At 65.9% G+C, this 14,397-nt stretch carries 15 protein-coding genes; 7 read left to right on the top strand and 8 right to left on the bottom strand.

Annotation, left to right across the window (positions count from 1 at the left end):
- Nucleotides 1-35: 35 nt before the first annotated feature.
- The 6 genes from CAPI_RS02195 to CAPI_RS02220 form a co-directional block, all read right to left on the bottom strand.
- On the bottom strand, nt 36-212 hold the full coding sequence (locus CAPI_RS02195; RefSeq protein WP_018017644.1) for a hypothetical protein: 177 nt from the start codon (nt 210-212) through the stop codon (nt 36-38).
- Between the two features lie 2 nt (nt 213-214).
- Entirely contained in the window at nt 215-1,036 is an 822-nt protein-coding gene (locus CAPI_RS02200) for a carbohydrate ABC transporter permease (protein WP_018017645.1), read from the bottom strand.
- A gap of 3 nt (nt 1,037-1,039) precedes the next feature.
- Nucleotides 1,040-2,047: a carbohydrate ABC transporter permease gene (locus CAPI_RS02205; RefSeq protein WP_018017646.1), complete on the bottom strand. Its 1,008-nt coding sequence runs from the start codon at nt 2,045-2,047 to the stop codon at nt 1,040-1,042.
- 93 nt (nt 2,048-2,140) lie between these two features.
- Complete coding sequence (locus tag CAPI_RS02210; protein ID WP_026157143.1) at nt 2,141-3,415, bottom strand: ABC transporter substrate-binding protein; 1,275 nt, start codon at nt 3,413-3,415, stop codon at nt 2,141-2,143.
- 111 nt (nt 3,416-3,526) lie between these two features.
- Nucleotides 3,527-4,177, bottom strand: a complete 651-nt coding sequence (locus CAPI_RS02215) for a TIGR03089 family protein (protein WP_018017649.1) — start codon at nt 4,175-4,177, stop codon at nt 3,527-3,529.
- Between the two features lie 24 nt (nt 4,178-4,201).
- Nucleotides 4,202-5,773: an LCP family protein gene (locus CAPI_RS02220; protein ID WP_018017650.1), complete on the bottom strand. Its 1,572-nt coding sequence runs from the start codon at nt 5,771-5,773 to the stop codon at nt 4,202-4,204.
- A 21-nt stretch (nt 5,774-5,794) separates the two neighbouring features.
- Here CAPI_RS02220 and CAPI_RS02225 point away from each other — a divergent pair, with 21 nt between their 5' ends.
- The 3 genes from CAPI_RS02225 (at nt 5,795) to CAPI_RS02235 (ending at nt 8,427) form a co-directional block, all read left to right on the top strand.
- Nucleotides 5,795-6,763, top strand: a complete 969-nt coding sequence (locus CAPI_RS02225; protein WP_018017651.1) for a glycosyltransferase family 2 protein — start codon at nt 5,795-5,797, stop codon at nt 6,761-6,763.
- Between the two features lie 21 nt (nt 6,764-6,784).
- Entirely contained in the window at nt 6,785-7,864 is a 1,080-nt protein-coding gene (gene manB / locus CAPI_RS02230; RefSeq protein WP_026157144.1) for a mannose-1-phosphate guanylyltransferase, read from the top strand.
- 314 nt (nt 7,865-8,178) lie between these two features.
- Nucleotides 8,179-8,427 (top strand): WhiB family transcriptional regulator, encoded by a 249-nt coding sequence (locus CAPI_RS02235; protein ID WP_211205607.1) that lies wholly within the window; start codon nt 8,179-8,181, stop codon nt 8,425-8,427.
- A 36-nt stretch (nt 8,428-8,463) separates the two neighbouring features.
- Here the strand turns inward: CAPI_RS02235 and CAPI_RS02240 are convergent, their stop codons facing one another.
- Nucleotides 8,464-8,919: a metallopeptidase family protein gene (locus CAPI_RS02240; RefSeq protein WP_018017654.1), complete on the bottom strand. Its 456-nt coding sequence runs from the start codon at nt 8,917-8,919 to the stop codon at nt 8,464-8,466.
- Between the two features lie 102 nt (nt 8,920-9,021).
- Here CAPI_RS02240 and CAPI_RS02245 point away from each other — a divergent pair, with 102 nt between their 5' ends.
- From CAPI_RS02245 to manA, 4 genes are read left to right on the top strand one after another with little or no spacing between them, the layout of a single operon-like run.
- On the top strand, nt 9,022-9,516 hold the full coding sequence (locus tag CAPI_RS02245; RefSeq protein WP_026157145.1) for a DUF3499 domain-containing protein: 495 nt from the start codon (nt 9,022-9,024) through the stop codon (nt 9,514-9,516).
- An 11-nt stretch (nt 9,517-9,527) separates the two neighbouring features.
- Complete coding sequence (locus tag CAPI_RS02250) at nt 9,528-10,922, top strand: phosphomannomutase/phosphoglucomutase (protein ID WP_018017656.1); 1,395 nt, start codon at nt 9,528-9,530, stop codon at nt 10,920-10,922.
- Nucleotides 10,923-10,963: 41 nt separating this feature from the next.
- Complete coding sequence (locus CAPI_RS02255; RefSeq protein ID WP_018017657.1) at nt 10,964-11,962, top strand: hypothetical protein; 999 nt, start codon at nt 10,964-10,966, stop codon at nt 11,960-11,962.
- A gap of 21 nt (nt 11,963-11,983) precedes the next feature.
- On the top strand, nt 11,984-13,159 hold the full coding sequence (manA, locus tag CAPI_RS02260) for a mannose-6-phosphate isomerase, class I (RefSeq protein WP_018017658.1): 1,176 nt from the start codon (nt 11,984-11,986) through the stop codon (nt 13,157-13,159).
- Here manA and CAPI_RS02265 read toward each other — a convergent pair.
- Nucleotides 13,156-14,046 (bottom strand): hypothetical protein, encoded by an 891-nt coding sequence (locus tag CAPI_RS02265; protein WP_018017659.1) that lies wholly within the window; start codon nt 14,044-14,046, stop codon nt 13,156-13,158. The genes manA and CAPI_RS02265 overlap by 4 nt on opposite strands.
- Nucleotides 14,047-14,397: the final 351 nt, after the last annotated feature.

Below are 14,397 nucleotides of genomic sequence, written 5' to 3' on the forward strand. Positions count from 1 at the left end.
CCCGACAATGCGGTGAGTTAAAGGGGGGAAGGGCGTCACCGTTTCCAGCGACGGTAGAGGAGGAACGTCGACACGCACAGGGCCCCGGCCAGGAGGCCCGGCCAGAGAGCGGGGTCCGGCCGAAACAGGTTCACAACAGCCTGGATCACCGAGATGAATGCGAAGAACCCGACGAAGCCGATGAGGGTCTGCCACAACAAATCCCGGCGCACGGCTAGCCCTTCACCCCGCCCGCGGTCAGCCCGGAGACGATGCGGCGCTGGAAGACCAGCACCATGATGATCAGCGGCACCGTGACGAGGGAGCCGGCGGCCATAATCGCGGCGTAGGGGTACTCGAAGGCGCTGGGCCCGGCGAAGCGGGCGATGGCGACGGTCACGGGTTCGGTTGCGGTGTTGGAGAGCTGGCGGGCGAGCATGAACTCGTTCCAGGTGGTGATGAACGCCAGGATCGCGGTGGTGAAGATGGCAGGGGCCGCCAGGGGCAGGAGGACGAGGCGGAAGGCTTGGCCGCGGCTGGCGCCGTCGACACGAGCGGCCTCCTCGAGGTCCCACGGCAGCTGCTGGAAGAAGGATACGAGAGTGTAAATCGTCAGCGGCAAGGCGAAGGAGATGTTCGGGATGATCATGGCGCGGTAGGTGCCTATCCACCCGAGGTCGCCGAAGAGCTGGAACAGGGGGGTGACAAGCGCGATGCCGGGGAACATCGACGCGGCGAGGATGATGCCGGTGACGATACCCTTGCCGGGGAAGTCGAGGCGGGCCAGCGCGTACGCCGTGAAGACCCCGAGGAGGACGGCGAGTGCGGTCGTCGATAAGGAAATGAGCAGGGAGTTGCCGATCGCCCCGAGGAAGTCGTTTCCCTTGTCCGTGGCTAGTGCGTCGCGGTAATTGTCGAGCATGAGGTGCGTGGGCCACGGTGTCGTGTCAAAGGTGTGGTCCTTGTCGCGCAGGGCGGTGACCACCATCCAGTAGAAGGGGGCCAGGCCCCACACCATGATGAAGACCACGCCTACGTAGTGCCAGAGCTTTTTCATCGCTTAAGCCTCCTTCGCGTGTCGACGCCCCTGGCGTTCCTGGGTCCCGCCGACATTGGCCCCGAGGAAGCGGATCATGACAAACGCGACCGCGAAAATGAGCAGGAAGATGAGGGTGGACATCGCGGAGGCGGAATTGAAGTTGCCCTGCCGCATGTCCTCGACGACAAGCTGGGACATTGTCGCGGTGGGCGAGTTTGAGGAACCCGAGATCATGATGACGGGCAGATCGTAAATCCGCAGCGCGTCGAGGGTGCGGAACAGCACCGCGACCATGAGCGCAGGGCGGACCAAGGGGAGGGTAATGCGGGTGAATTGCTGCCACCGGCTCGCGCCGTCGACGCGGGCCGCTTCGTAGACATCACGGGGGATCATCTGCAACCCCGCGAGGATGAGCAGCGCCATGAATGGAGCGGTCTTCCACACGTCGGCGATGATGACCGCGAACCGCGCCGCCCACGGATCCGTCGTCCAGGCGATGCTCGTGCCCAGCAACGAATTGACGATGCCCGCAGGGGCGAACATGAACTGCCACAGCTTCGCCGTCACGGCGGTGGGGATGGCCCAGGGAATGAGAACCGCGGCGCGGATCAGCGCGCGGCCGCGGGACTCCGTATTCATGATCAGGGCCATGAGCAGGCCCAAAACGGTCTCAATTGTCACAGTGACGACAGCGAAGAACAGGGTGATCTTCACGGCGGGCCAGAAATCCGTGGCGAGCACACCGGGAGGGCAGGCCACCGCGTTACCCGAGGCGGACATGCATCGGTTGGTCACCCAGTAGGCGTAGTTGTCTAACCCGGCGAAGCCGCCCTCCGTAAACAAACCGGTCGCGGGGTCAAGGCGACGGTTTGATTGGAAAGACAGCCACACCGCGCGGACGATGGGATAACCGATCACGATCGCGAGAACAACGAGCGCGGGGGCGATGAGACCCGTTGCTTTCTTCGTATCGCGGGTTCTCGCCGCTGTGCTCGCGGGCGCCCGCGAAGGGGTTGGTGCTGTGGTCATGCGTGCCTCGGAAACGTCTGAAAAGGGGAGTGAATGGGCAAAGCGCCCGCACCTAACAGGATAGGTGGCGGGCGCCGCAAAGTATGGATTTTCTTAGGAGGCCTGCTTGATCGCCGCGGCCATATCGCGGGTCGCGTCGTCGACGCTCTTGCCGGAGGTCAGCGCAGCATAGGCATTGTCCTGGATGGCCTTGGAAATGGCGGGGTAGAACGGCGAAACGGGGCGCGGCTTCGCGTTCTCTAGCGACGCCTTCAGGGCCGGGAGGTAGGGCTGCTCGGCGATGAGCGCCTCGTCGTCGTAAATCGAGGCCAGGACCGGCGGGAACGATGCCTCCGCCAGGGAGCGCTGGTTGTCGGCGTTAACGACGAACTGGATGAAGTCTTTCGCCGTGTGCTTGTGCTTCGAGTTGACGTTGATCCCGTTGTTGTAGCCACCAAGGGTGGACACGCCCACCCCGTCCTTGCCGACGAGCGGCTGCACCTCGACGTTAATGCCCGCCTTCTTCGCGTTGGCGTACATGTACGGCCAGTTGATCGCGAAAGCGGTCTTGCCCTCGGTAAAGGCGAGGTTGGTCTCCTCTTCGGTGGCGGAGGTTGAGGAGGCGGCGATTGTGTGGTCGGCGTAGGCGTCGACAAGTGCCTGCAGGCCCGCCTTCGCCTCGGAGGACTCGACGGCCGGGGCGCCGGAGGAATCCAGGACCTCGCCACCCCAGCCGTTCATGAAGCCCACGGCGTTGACGGTCAGGCCCTCGTACTGCTTGAGCTGGGTGGTGAGGCAGTCCGTCTGGATGGCGGCGCAGGCGGACTTGATGTCGGCGAACTTATCCGGCGCCTGGGCGACGATGCCGGAGTTGCGGAAGAGCAGCTGGCCGTTGGTGTTCTGCGGCAGCGCGTAGAGCTTGCCGCCGTAGGTCGCGGACTGTACGGGTGCCTCGAGCAGCCCCGCGGTGTCGACGGCGTAGTCGCCCTCGAGAGGAACGAGCCACTGGTTCGCGGCGAAGTCCGCGGTCCAGACGACGTCGAGCGCCATGACGTCGTAGTCGGAGTTACCGGCCTGCAGCGACTGCACCAAGGTGTCGCGCTGGTCATCGGCCTCGCCGGCGAGCTCAGCGAGGGTGACCTTCTCGTCCGGGTGGGCGGCGTTCCACTTTTCGATGATCGGGGCGATCTTGTCCGTGTCGTTGCGGCCCATCGCGAAGGTGATGGGGCCGCGGGCCTCGCTGGACGCGCTAGAACTCGACGAAGCGGAGGAGCTAGCGGAGTTGCTGGAGCCCGAGGAGCTATCGGAGGAGCACGCCGCCAGGGCGGTGGTGGCCAATGCGGCCGCACAGAGAACCGCGCCGGACTTGAAGGAGGCCGGGAAATTCATAATATTCACCTTTCGGTAACGTTCGGTTCTCTCAATGTAGTTTCCTGAGCGCAAACGGTGGGAGGGAATGCCCGAATGGGGGTGAACCGGGGGTGACCCTGCGGGGTGCGCCTACGGGAGGTCCTCGGCGTTTTCCACCGCGCGGATGTGGCGGGCGCGGGCATCGTCAAGCGGTCCGGTCGCGATGACGACCGAGCCGCCGGCCGCGAGGGGGGCCATGACAGAGCGTTCGAAGTCGGCGGCCGTTGCCCAGGGATGAATGAAGTAGCGTTGCGCGCCCAGGGTCGGATCCCTCCACGAGCTGATGTCGGGGCCGGGCCCGTCGTAAGTATCGCCGTAGAAGCGCACGGTCGGGCCGAAATCGACGGTGCCCGGTGGAAGAGTACCACCGGTTTCTTCGACGCCGCGGCCGAAGGGGTCGCGCGTGACCACGGCGACCTCCGCCTCCGTCCAGAGCGCTGCCCGCTCAGGGGAGGTGAAAACGACATCGCCGGTAGTGCCCTCCGGGGTGAACACCGGGGCGTGTCCTGATGCATACGCGCCTAAAGCGATGACCGCGGCGTGCCACGACGCGGGGAGGTCCACGACAACGGTGGCGCCGGCGTCGAGCTCGAACTCCTCGTCGAGCATGTTGGCTACCTTGTTCGCCCAATTGTCCAGCGTCTGAGCCGAAAACTCTATCCGAGAGCCGTCGACTTCGTCGTACACCGTGAGGCGGGGTATCGACGGGTTGTTGTGCAGGAGGGGGGAGAGAAGCGCCACGAGGAGTCCTTCAACGATTGCTGGTTAGTTCACACAGCGGGGGCCTGACCCGCCGGCGTTGATCTCTGGGCCCACCACCGCTGTGCCGAAATCCTCGCCGGGGGTGCCCACCGTCTCTGAGATGGACGGCTCTGTGGACGAGGTCGCCGTGCTGGAAGGGCCGGAGTATTCCGGCCCGATCACGACAATGAGGCTGGTGCTGTCCAACCCGCTGTTGGCGGTGACGGGCACCCCGCCCAAGAGCTGGGCGAGGCGGCGCGCGGCGGGGTCCTGCGGGTCGCGCGCGACAACCTGCGAGGAGGAGTAAACACCGGGCTGGGCGTTGGTGACGTCGGCAATGGAGGCGCCCTGCTCCTGCAGGTAGGCCGCGACCGCCCCCGCGAGGCCCTCCTCATCTCCCGCGTTGAGCGCATGGATGCTGTACTCAGCCAGCTCACCGCTTCCCGCGGTCGCGGAGGGGGATGCGGATGTCGTCGCGGATTCCGATGCCGCAGCGGCCGGGTCCACGACGCTATCCATGAAGTCGTGGACCTGTTTCACGTCCACGGTGATAATCGACTCCCCGTAGTCTCCGACCCCGTCGACGGATGTGACGGGGATCGTGGTGAAGGTGACGTTGCCCCCGCCGAGGCCCGACATTTGCTGGGCGAAGTTCACGACGTCCCACCCTTGGTCCAGGGTCACGGAGCGCTCCGCGGCGGTGGACAAATCCCGCAGCTTGCTCGGGTTGGTCAGAGTTCCCGCGGAGAGGACCTTTTGCACGAGCGAAGCGAGGTACGCCTGCTGGCGGACAATCCGGTCGAGGTCACCACGGGGCAGGTCGTGGCGCTGGCGAACGAACGACAGCGCTTGAACCCCGTCGAGGGTCTGTCGTCCGGCGGGGAAGTTGGCGCCGGACAGCGGCTCGTCGACCGGCTCATTGAGGCACACGTCGACGCCGCCGACGGCGTCGGTAAGAAGCGCGAAACCGAGCAACCCCACCTGCGCAAAGTGGTCTACCTCGACCCCCGTGAGGGAGGCCACGGCCGAGATCAAACCTTCCTGACCCGCGCGCGCGACCTGCTGCTCCAGGGCGGACCCTTCGGCCACTCCGCTTTCGAGCAGCTCGGTCCGCTTCTCCATCGCGTGGGCGGCATAGACGCCGTTGATCTTCGTGTTCCCGTAATCCGCGTCATGGATATAGGTATCGCGGGGAATGGAGATCGCCGTCGCCCGCGACCCGTCCTCCGGGATGCGAACGACCATAATGGTGTCGGTGTTGATCTCGCCCTCCGACACTCCCGCGTTGAGCCTGGCGAGCTCCTCCTCGCTGAGCGGGTTGCCCTGGGCGTCCGTGCGCGAATCGGACCCGATCAGCAAAATGTCCGTTGCGCCGTCGAGACCGACGTTCTTGCCCCTATTTAGCTGCAGCTCGGAGGCGCTCAGCGAGCCGCCGAGGCGTCCGACGGAGAAGTACCCAATGCCGGATACCGCCACGATCGCAGCCGATGTCAGGGCGAGCACACCCTTGACGACGGGATGTCCCTGCTGGCTGACGTCCCTCTCGCGGGAAGGGGCCGCCTGGATGTGGCGGGCGCGCCTGGAGGTGTCGTTCACGGGGGGAAGTATACGATAAGCATGGCCCCGCCCCCGCGCGCCCGCCGGGAGAAACGGGTGCGGCTGGGTAGGGTGTGGGGCATTGTGACTACAGACGCTTCCACTGCCGCGGCGGCCTCGCTCGCCGTAATCACGGTGACGTACTCGCCAGGACATCACCTCCGCGCTCTTGCCGACTCGTTGGGCGGCGCAACTGAGCGCCCAACGCTTCTCCTTTGCGTGGATAATGGATCCACTGACGGTGTGGCCGAGGCCTTGGCTGCTGAGAGGGAGGACGTTGAGTTCCTGCCCACGGGGGGAAACATCGGGTATGGGGCGGCGGTGAACGCTGGCGTGCGCGCGCTTGCCGCCCGTCGCCGCGCGGGAGAGATCGACCGGGATTACTTTGCCGTCGTCAATCCGGATGTGCAGTTCGGTGCTGGGAGTGTCGATACGCTTGTGCGCTGCGCTGAGGCGCGCCCGCGTGCGGGGGCTGTCGGGCCACGCATCGCAGAAGCTGATGGATCGACGTACCCTTCGGCGCGCGAGGTGCCTGGGCTCGTCACGGGGATTGGGCACGCGGTGTTGGGCGGGTTGTGGCCGACTAACCCGTTCAGTGCGGCCTACCAGGCGAACGGGGACATGGACCACGAGCGTGCCGCCGGCTGGCTGTCGGGGTCCTGCTTAGTGGTGCGGTGGGACGCCTTTGACAGCATCGGCGGTTTCGATGAGCGGTACTTCATGTACATGGAGGACATCGACCTCGGCGACCGGTTCACACGCGCCGGGTGGGCTAACATATTCTGCCCGGAGGCCGTAATCAGGCACGATCAGGGCCACGTGGCGTCCCGCTACTCCAGCGTAACGGTGCCGGCCCACCACGCCTCTGCTTACCGCTTCCAGGCAGACCGGCACCCGGCGGTGTGGCAAGCTCCAGTCCGAGCCGTGTTGTGGCTCGGACTGAAGGTCAGAGCAGCGGTACTTGCGGCCCGGCATACTTTGAAAGGTTGATTGATGGCAGATCCCCGGAGCATGAGCTCCCCGAGCGCTACCGACGCCGTGGTTCTGGTCGGGGGGCGTGGCACACGCCTGCGCCCCCTGACCGTGTCCACCCCCAAGCCGATGTTGCCCACCGCGGGCTTCCCCTTCTTGAGCCACCTCCTCGCGCGGATCCGCAAGGCGGGAATGACGCACGTCGTGATGGGCACGTCCTACCGGGCGGAAGTTTTCGAGGAGTACTTCGGGGACGGCTCCGAGCTCGGCCTCGAGATTGACTACGTCGTGGAGGAAGAGGCGCTGGGAACGGGCGGCGCGATCCGGAACGTGTCCGATCGGCTGCGGTACGACACTGCGATGGTATTCAACGGCGACGTGCTCTCCGGGGCCGACCTCGGCGCGATCCTGGCCACCCACGCCGAGTCAGATGCAGACGTCACGCTTCACCTCGTGCGGGTGGCAGACCCGCGCGCCTTTGGTTCGGTCCCCACGAATGATGAGGGGCGCGTCCTGGCCTTTTTGGAGAAGACGGAGGACCCGCCGACGGACCAAATCAACGCCGGTTGCTATGTGTTCAAGCGCTCGGTGATCGAGTCCATCCCCGCTGGCAGGGTCGTCTCCGTCGAGCGCGAGACCTTCCCCGGGTTGCTCGCTGCGGGGGCGAAGCTCGTCGGCCACGTTGACGCGAGTTACTGGAGGGACATGGGCCGGCCCCGCGATTTTGTGCGCGGCTCCTCTGACTTGGTCCGCGGCATCGCGTATTCGCCGCTGCTCGAGGGGCGAACGGGCGAGTCGCTTGTCGACGACTCCGCCGGCGTTGCTGGAGGGGTCATCCTCATGGGCGGGACCGCTGTGGGGCGCGGGTGCGAAATCGGTGCCGGGGCACGCGTCGACGACACTGTGATCTTCGATGGGGTGACCATCGAGCCGGGTGCGATCGTGCGCGACTCCATCATCGCTGCAGGTGCACGCATCGGGGCGAACGCGCGCATCTACGACTGCGTCGTGGGTGAGGGAGCCCAGATCGGTGCCCGCTGCGAGTTGCAGGGCGGAATGCGGGTCTGGCCAGGGGTCGTCATACCCGACAACGGGGTGCGTTTCTCGCCCGACGCTTAAGCTACGACGCATTAGTTGCCAGCTTTGGATTGGCCACTATATGTAGTACCCCCATCGGATCCCCCCAGGCCGTCCTCACTGTTACTCCTGTGACTTATGTGGCGATTAACTCGCCCAATGCGGGACCAAGAGGGCGCAACCGCCACATCGGGTTGCGCCTATTTAGTGCGTCGGTGTCTAATCGCCACTGAGGAAACTGAGGCAATCGTCGTGCTATCGGCGCACGCACATGACACGCAGACACAGCGGAGGAAGGGGACGGCGTGGAAGATTCGGCTGGCAACGCCATTCTCCGTGGCGCAGCCGCGGGTGGGATGACGCTTGACGAGTTGTTCGGCACCGTCGAGCAAGAATGGCAAGACCAGGCGCTGTGCGCCCAAACCGACCCGGAGGCATTTTTCCCGGAAAAGGGCGGGTCGACCCGAGAGGCGAAGCGCATCTGCCAGGCCTGCGCGGTGCGCGATGAGTGCTTGGAATACGCGCTTGAGCACGACGAACGCTTTGGAATCTGGGGCGGGCTGTCGGACCGTGAGCGACGCCGCCTGAAGAAGCGCCTCGCTTAGGCTTTACTAGAGCTTTACTTGGGCCCTACCAGGGCTCTACCAGGGGAAGTCGGGGTCGATGGCGCGCGGGTCGAGGTTGAGGTAGTTCGCAACGAGTGCCGTTAAAACCCACGTCAGGAGCTCTGCCCGCTCGGTGGCTGTACTTGCGCGTCGCTCAATCGGTTTGCGGAACACCACGATGCGCGCCCTGGTGGGGTTGCCCTCCTGATCCACCCCCGCCTGGAGGAGCCTTCCCAGGGGGACGGGCCCGTCGGCCACGACCTCGTCGGGAAGCATGAGGTCGCTGCGCAGCCTCATGCGGGGGATGGTGTCAACGGCCAAGTCAACGCTGGCCAGCTGCTCGAAGTACGACGCGTGGAGCGGGGCGTATGCCTCCAAGACCCGCTGGTCGAAGGCCAGGGAGCGAGTGCGATACCGCGGCACCGCCTGGGGGAGGAGAGGTCCCCGTGGGCCGCGACCGTGGCGGTCGCGCTCCTGCTCATTCCCTGTCACGTACACGATCCTCGATAATAGGGTGGTGTGGGCCCGCGAGCGGGGGACCACGCCGCGTGTCCGCGTGTCACAATCTCAAGGAGGGGTTTAGACTTGGCCGCTGTGAACACCTTCCGTCGTTGCTGCCGTCCGGGCTGCGGTAGGCCAGCCGTCGCCACGTTGATCTACGCGTACGCGGAATCAACTGCGGTCGTTGGGCCCCTGGCGCCCGTCCAGGAGCCGCACGCATGGGATCTGTGCGAGCGACACTCCGCGCACATTACGGCTCCCGTTGGGTGGGACATGGTGCGCGTGGAGCACGTTGACATCGACGACATTGACGACGAGGCGCTGGAGGAACTCGACGAGGAAGACCTCACCGCGTTGGCCGTTGCGGTGCGCGAGGCCGGTCGCGTGACGACGGGGCTTGTGGACGCTGGCGGAGACCCCATTGAGTACGCGGCGAACCACGACTTCAACGACCCCGAAACCTCGAACCACCCCGTGCACAGAACGAAACGGGTCGAGGAGCAGATCGCCGCGGCCAAAGCTGCCCGGCGATCACACCTGCGCGTCGTGCCCGACCCACCACAGGCGCCGGAGGATAGTCGCGACTAGACTTCCCCGTCATGACACAGCGTGACTGGGCAAGCGTCAACCGCGTTATCAAGGCCTACGACGTCCGAGGCGTCGTCGGTGAGGATATCGACGAGGATTTCGTCCGCGATGTAGGCGCGGCCTACGCGCACATTCTGCGTGGGGAGGGTGAAAGCAAAATCGCCATCGGGTACGACATGCGCCCCTCCTCGCCCGCGCTCTCCGCGGCGTTCGCACAGGGTGCGACGAGTCAGGGCCTCGACGTTATCGACCTCGGATTGACCTCCACCGACGAGCTCTACTTCGCTGCCGGCACCCTCAACTGCGCCGGCGCTATGTTCACCGCCTCGCACAACCCTGCGAAGTACAACGGCATTAAGCTGTGCCGCGCGGGCGCAACCCCGGTCGGCACGGACACCGGGTTGGGTGAGATCGCCCGGATGCTCGTCGAGGGCGTTCCGGAGCCCAGCGGCGAGGGGGAGGTGGTGCGCGGGGGCGTCGAAAAGCGAGACGTGCTCGCGGATTACGCACAGTTCCTGCGCGGTCTGGTCACTCTTCCTCCCGGCCGGCGCCTCGTCGTCGCGGTGGATGCGGCAAACGGGATGGCTGGCCACACGGTGCCGGCGGTGCTCGGAGACCTCGACATCCGTCCCCTCTACTTCGAGCTGGACGGCACGTTCCCGAACCACGAGGCTAACCCGCTTGACCCGAAGAACCTAGAGGACCTGCAGAAATTCGTTGTCGAGCAGGGCGCCGATATTGGCCTGGCCTTCGACGGGGATGCCGACCGGTGCTTCGTCGTCGACGAAAAGGGCATGCCTGTCTCCCCCTCGGCGATTACCGCTTTGGTGGCAACGCGCACGCTGGCGGAACACCCGGGCGCAACAATCATCCACAACTTGATCACCTCGCGCGCGGTCCCGGAAATCGTTGAAGAACTGGGGGGCAACGCCGTGCGCACCCGCGTGGGGCACTCCTACATCAAAGCGGAAATGGCGCGCACGCAGGCCGCCTTCGGCGGTGAGCACTCCGCGCACTACTACTTTGCCGACTTCTTCAACGCCGACTCCGGCCTCCTCGCGGCGTTGCACGTGCTCGCCGCGCTGGCGGAAGAGGACGTACCGTTGTCGCAGATGATGGCGCAGTTCGACCGCTACGCCGCGTCCGGTGAGATCAACTCCCAGGTTGAGGACCAAGAAGCCGCGATTCAGCGCGTCCTGGAGGCGCTGGGCGAGAGGGTCGCCAACGTGGACCGGCTCGACGGCGTGACCGTGGAACTCAAGCCCGAAGGGGGAACGCCGGGCGCGACCTGGTTCAACGTACGCGCGTCCAACACTGAGCCCTTGCTCCGTCTGAACGTGGAGGCTCCGACGCGCGAGGACGTCGACAAGCTCGTGGGCGAAATTTTGGGGGTAATCCGCGCTTAGGGGCGTGGCGGGACGCGGCGCGCTGCGTACCCTGGGGCGCCATGGAGTACTACGAGGGCGCCGGCTCGTATGACCGCGAGACCGTTCGCTTCTTCGACATCGCCCACGAGGGTGCCCAGCTGCGTGCCGTCAGTGAGGCCACCGAGCTCTTCTCGCAACTGCGGGGCACCGCGCCGCGCAGCGTCGTGGTCGTCGCCACGGACCAGATTTCCGGCGCGCTCGCCCGTCTCGTCGTCGCGTTGCGCGCCCCCCTTTCGCTACCCGTCGTTATCACGCGGAACCTGCCGGAATACGTCGGCCCTCTGGACGTCGTGGTGGTTGCGGGCGCCCCGGAGGCAGAACAGGGGGAGCTGGAGGGCCTGCGGGCCCTGATTACCGCGACGAGTCGCGGAGCCGAGACCGTTCTTGCGGGCCCGGCGCGCGGGCCGATCGTGGAGGAAGCTCCGGAACGGGCCGCGCTTATCCCGGCGCTGCCTACGGCGGCGGGCGCCTCGCCGCTGCGCACCGCGGGGGCGGTGTGGGCGGTCCTTGACGCGATCGATCAGCGAGCGGGGAGCACCGGGGATTATCTTCGCGGGGTAGCGGACAGTGTCGATGGTGAGCTGGCATCCCTTTCGCCCCAGCGTGACCTCCCCGTGAACCCGGCGCGCCAGCTTCGGGCGTTCGCGGAGCGAGCCCGTCTTGTTCACACCGGTACCTCTCCGCTGGGTGAGGCCGTTGCCTCCGCCGTGGCTGAGCTGTGGACCGCGCGTTCGCTCCCATCCGGGTTCGCCGCGGCGGCGGAGCTGCCACGCGCGTTCGAGGCGGAAGGGGCGATGTCGGACCCGTTTTACGACCCGTATCTCGACTCCGGCGCGCCAGGCGTGCGCGGGCTGGTACCTTTAAAGGCCGTCGTGTGGGCAGCGAAGGAAACTAGCCTTCCCACAGCTCGCGCCGAATCGGTGGATGTCGATGACGGGTTCGGTGAGTTCGGAGCAGCGGCTCGACTTGTCGTGCGGGCCTTCGCGGCCACAGCTTTAGACACAAACGATGATCAATAGTGACGACGAAAGAGAGTTGTAATGCAGCAGCTGGCGGGTGCCCTGCGCACCTACCCGTGGGGGTCACGGTCCTACCTAGCACAGCTGCTGGGAGAGCCGGTTCCTTCGCCCCGGCCGGAGGCGGAGTTGTGGTTTGGAGCGCACTCCGCGGCCCCGTCGACGATTGAGGGGGCGGGTCTCGACGAAATCATCGCAGCCGACCCCGAAACCGCGCTGGGCGAACGGGTACGCCACGACTTTGGGGACGGCCTCCCGTTCTTGCTCAAACTCCTCGCCGCCGACGAGCCGCTCAGCCTGCAGGCCCACCCTTCGAAGGCGCAGGCGGAGGAGGGCTTTGCCCGGGAGAATGAGACCGGCCCTGCGCTCGACAACCCCCGCCGCAACTACAAAGACCCAAACCATAAGCCCGAGCTCATCGTCGCGCTCACCGAGTTCACGGCCCTTGCAGGCTTCCGCCCCTACGCGCTTACGCAGCAGCTTTTCGACGCCCTCCGCTGCCCCGACCTCGACCGATACACCGTGATGATCGACCCGGCCGAGGAAAAGGTCAGCCTCCGCGCTCTCTTTACCACCTGGATCTCCATTCCAAGTACCGCCCGCGACGCGCTCATCGCTTCGGTGAAGGACTCTGCTGGGAACCTGGCCGATGATCCGGGCTGGATGGGCCAGGCAGTGCGCAACTTTCTCTCTCTGGAGGCGAAGTACCCGGGTGATGTCGGCGCGCTCGCAGCCCTGTTGCTCAACCTGGTCACCCTCGAACCGGGGGAGGGGTTGTTCCTGTCTGCTGGCAACCTTCACGCCTACATGCACGGCATGGGAGTGGAGATCATGGCCAACTCGGATAACGTCCTGCGTGGCGGACTGACGTCGAAGCACGTGGACGTCCCGGAGCTGGTCAAGGTGGTCGACTTCAGCCCACTCGATGACCCGACCGTGGAGACCACGCCGGAGGGCAGCGGGGTGCGGTACGCAAGCCCCTGTCGCGACTTCATCCTCAGCCGGTACGACCTCGCCCCCGGGGAGTCGACCGTTGTGGACAGCGACGGGCCCGCGGAAATCCTCTGCACCGCCGGCTCCGCGCGCTGCGAGGCCGGCGATCTCACGCCAGGCTCAGCGGTGTGGGTGCCTGCCGCGGACGGGCCGGCCACTGTCTCGGCGGGGGCGAGGGGCTGCCAGCTGTTTTACGCGCGGGTCTAGCTCGCGCTAGCGGGCATGCCTGAGACCGAGGACTGTCCCCGCGCCCGCGACCACCAAGAGTTCCAGGTGTCCCACGCGGAAGCCGAGGAGGGTGTCTGCGGGGAGGGAGCGGTTGCCTCCTGCGTCGGCTGGGGTTGCTCTTGAGTTTGCACCGCCGGCTCGCTCAACGTCTGAGGCGCTTCCTCGGGAGCCACCTCCGGCGCCGTCTGGGGAGTCGTCTGAGTAATCGAGGGTGCCTGGAGAATTCGGCTTACTGCGTTTGCGGGGCCCAGCGGGCTCGTCTGCGTTGTCGCAGTTCCGTCGCTGGGCTCCCTGGTGGGGGCCGTCGTCTCCGACGCGGGTGAGGGTTCGACAGAGGCGGACGCCGAGGGCTGCCCACCATCGGTCGGCGTCGCGGAAGAGGTCGTCGAAGACGCCGCGCTCGGTTCGCGCGCGGCCGCTTTCGCACCCTTGTCTTCTTCGGCTTCCCGCTCTGCGGTGCTGGGCACGATATTCGACGGCCGCAGCACGTGGGTGTGGGATGTGGAGCGGGGCGCGGCGTTCACAATCGCGTTGGGAGGCAAGAGGGGATCGCGGGGGGCGTCAGCCGAGGCAGGGGACGAAGATCGCGCGGTTACCGCCCCGGAGTTGAGGGCAGTAACGACATCCTCATCGTGGGCGGGGGAGGCGGACGTCCCGGCGGTGGCGGAACTGGTCTGGGCGCTTGAGCTTTCGGTGGGTTGGCTGCTGCGCGTCACAGAAACGGCCTGTTCCGTACCTTGGGAGCTAAATCCGGCCTGGCCAGGTCCTGCCGGGGCTGTGAGTTTCCACACGCCGATGCCGGCGAGGACGGCAGCGACCACGCCGACCGCCATGAAGACGGTAGCGCGACGACGCGTATCGTCCATACCTCACTCCTTCTCAGACGCATGCGCAAGCGCCCCCGTCCCCCGCCACACCTCTGGTTCGGATGAACCATCACGTCGCGTGGGCACGCACCCCGGCACCAGCGCGGATTGGTCAACAATTACAAATTGATAACATTGCCTCTGCTTTTATATCACGAGGGAACGACAAGGGGAAGACCCGCCGCCACGAGACAGTGGACATCGCACCGGCTGGACACTAGTTGTAGAAAAGGAAGCGCTGGCAGCGTCGGCACCTAGCCAGCGACGACAGTACGGCCCCGATTTTACCCCCTTATTTAACCCCCAGTTCGCCCCAGTTCACCCCAGTTCACCCCCAGTCCATTTCAGGAG

This window comes from Corynebacterium capitovis DSM 44611, from assembly GCF_030440535.1.
GTDB lineage: Bacteria > Actinomycetota > Actinomycetes > Mycobacteriales > Mycobacteriaceae > Corynebacterium > Corynebacterium capitovis.

Excerpts from the sequence above, each read along its gene's own strand:
- CAPI_RS02250 (WP_018017656.1), top strand. The coding sequence starts at position 9,528 with ATGACACAGCGTGACTGGGCAAGCGTCAACCGCGTTATCAAGGCCTAC.
- CAPI_RS02225 (WP_018017651.1), top strand. The coding sequence starts at position 5,795 with ATGGCCCCGCCCCCGCGCGCCCGCCGGGAGAAACGGGTGCGGCTGGGT.
- manA (WP_018017658.1), top strand. The coding sequence starts at position 11,984 with ATGCAGCAGCTGGCGGGTGCCCTGCGCACCTACCCGTGGGGGTCACGG.
- CAPI_RS02265 (WP_018017659.1), bottom strand. The coding sequence starts at position 14,046 with ATGGACGATACGCGTCGTCGCGCTACCGTCTTCATGGCGGTCGGCGTG.
- CAPI_RS02210 (WP_026157143.1), bottom strand. The coding sequence starts at position 3,415 with ATGAATTTCCCGGCCTCCTTCAAGTCCGGCGCGGTTCTCTGTGCGGCC.
- CAPI_RS02255 (WP_018017657.1), top strand. The coding sequence starts at position 10,964 with ATGGAGTACTACGAGGGCGCCGGCTCGTATGACCGCGAGACCGTTCGC.
- CAPI_RS02235 (WP_211205607.1), top strand. The coding sequence starts at position 8,179 with ATGACGCTTGACGAGTTGTTCGGCACCGTCGAGCAAGAATGGCAAGAC.
- CAPI_RS02205 (WP_018017646.1), bottom strand. The coding sequence starts at position 2,047 with ATGACCACAGCACCAACCCCTTCGCGGGCGCCCGCGAGCACAGCGGCG.
- manB (WP_026157144.1), top strand. The coding sequence starts at position 6,785 with ATGAGCTCCCCGAGCGCTACCGACGCCGTGGTTCTGGTCGGGGGGCGT.
- CAPI_RS02200 (WP_018017645.1), bottom strand. The coding sequence starts at position 1,036 with ATGAAAAAGCTCTGGCACTACGTAGGCGTGGTCTTCATCATGGTGTGG.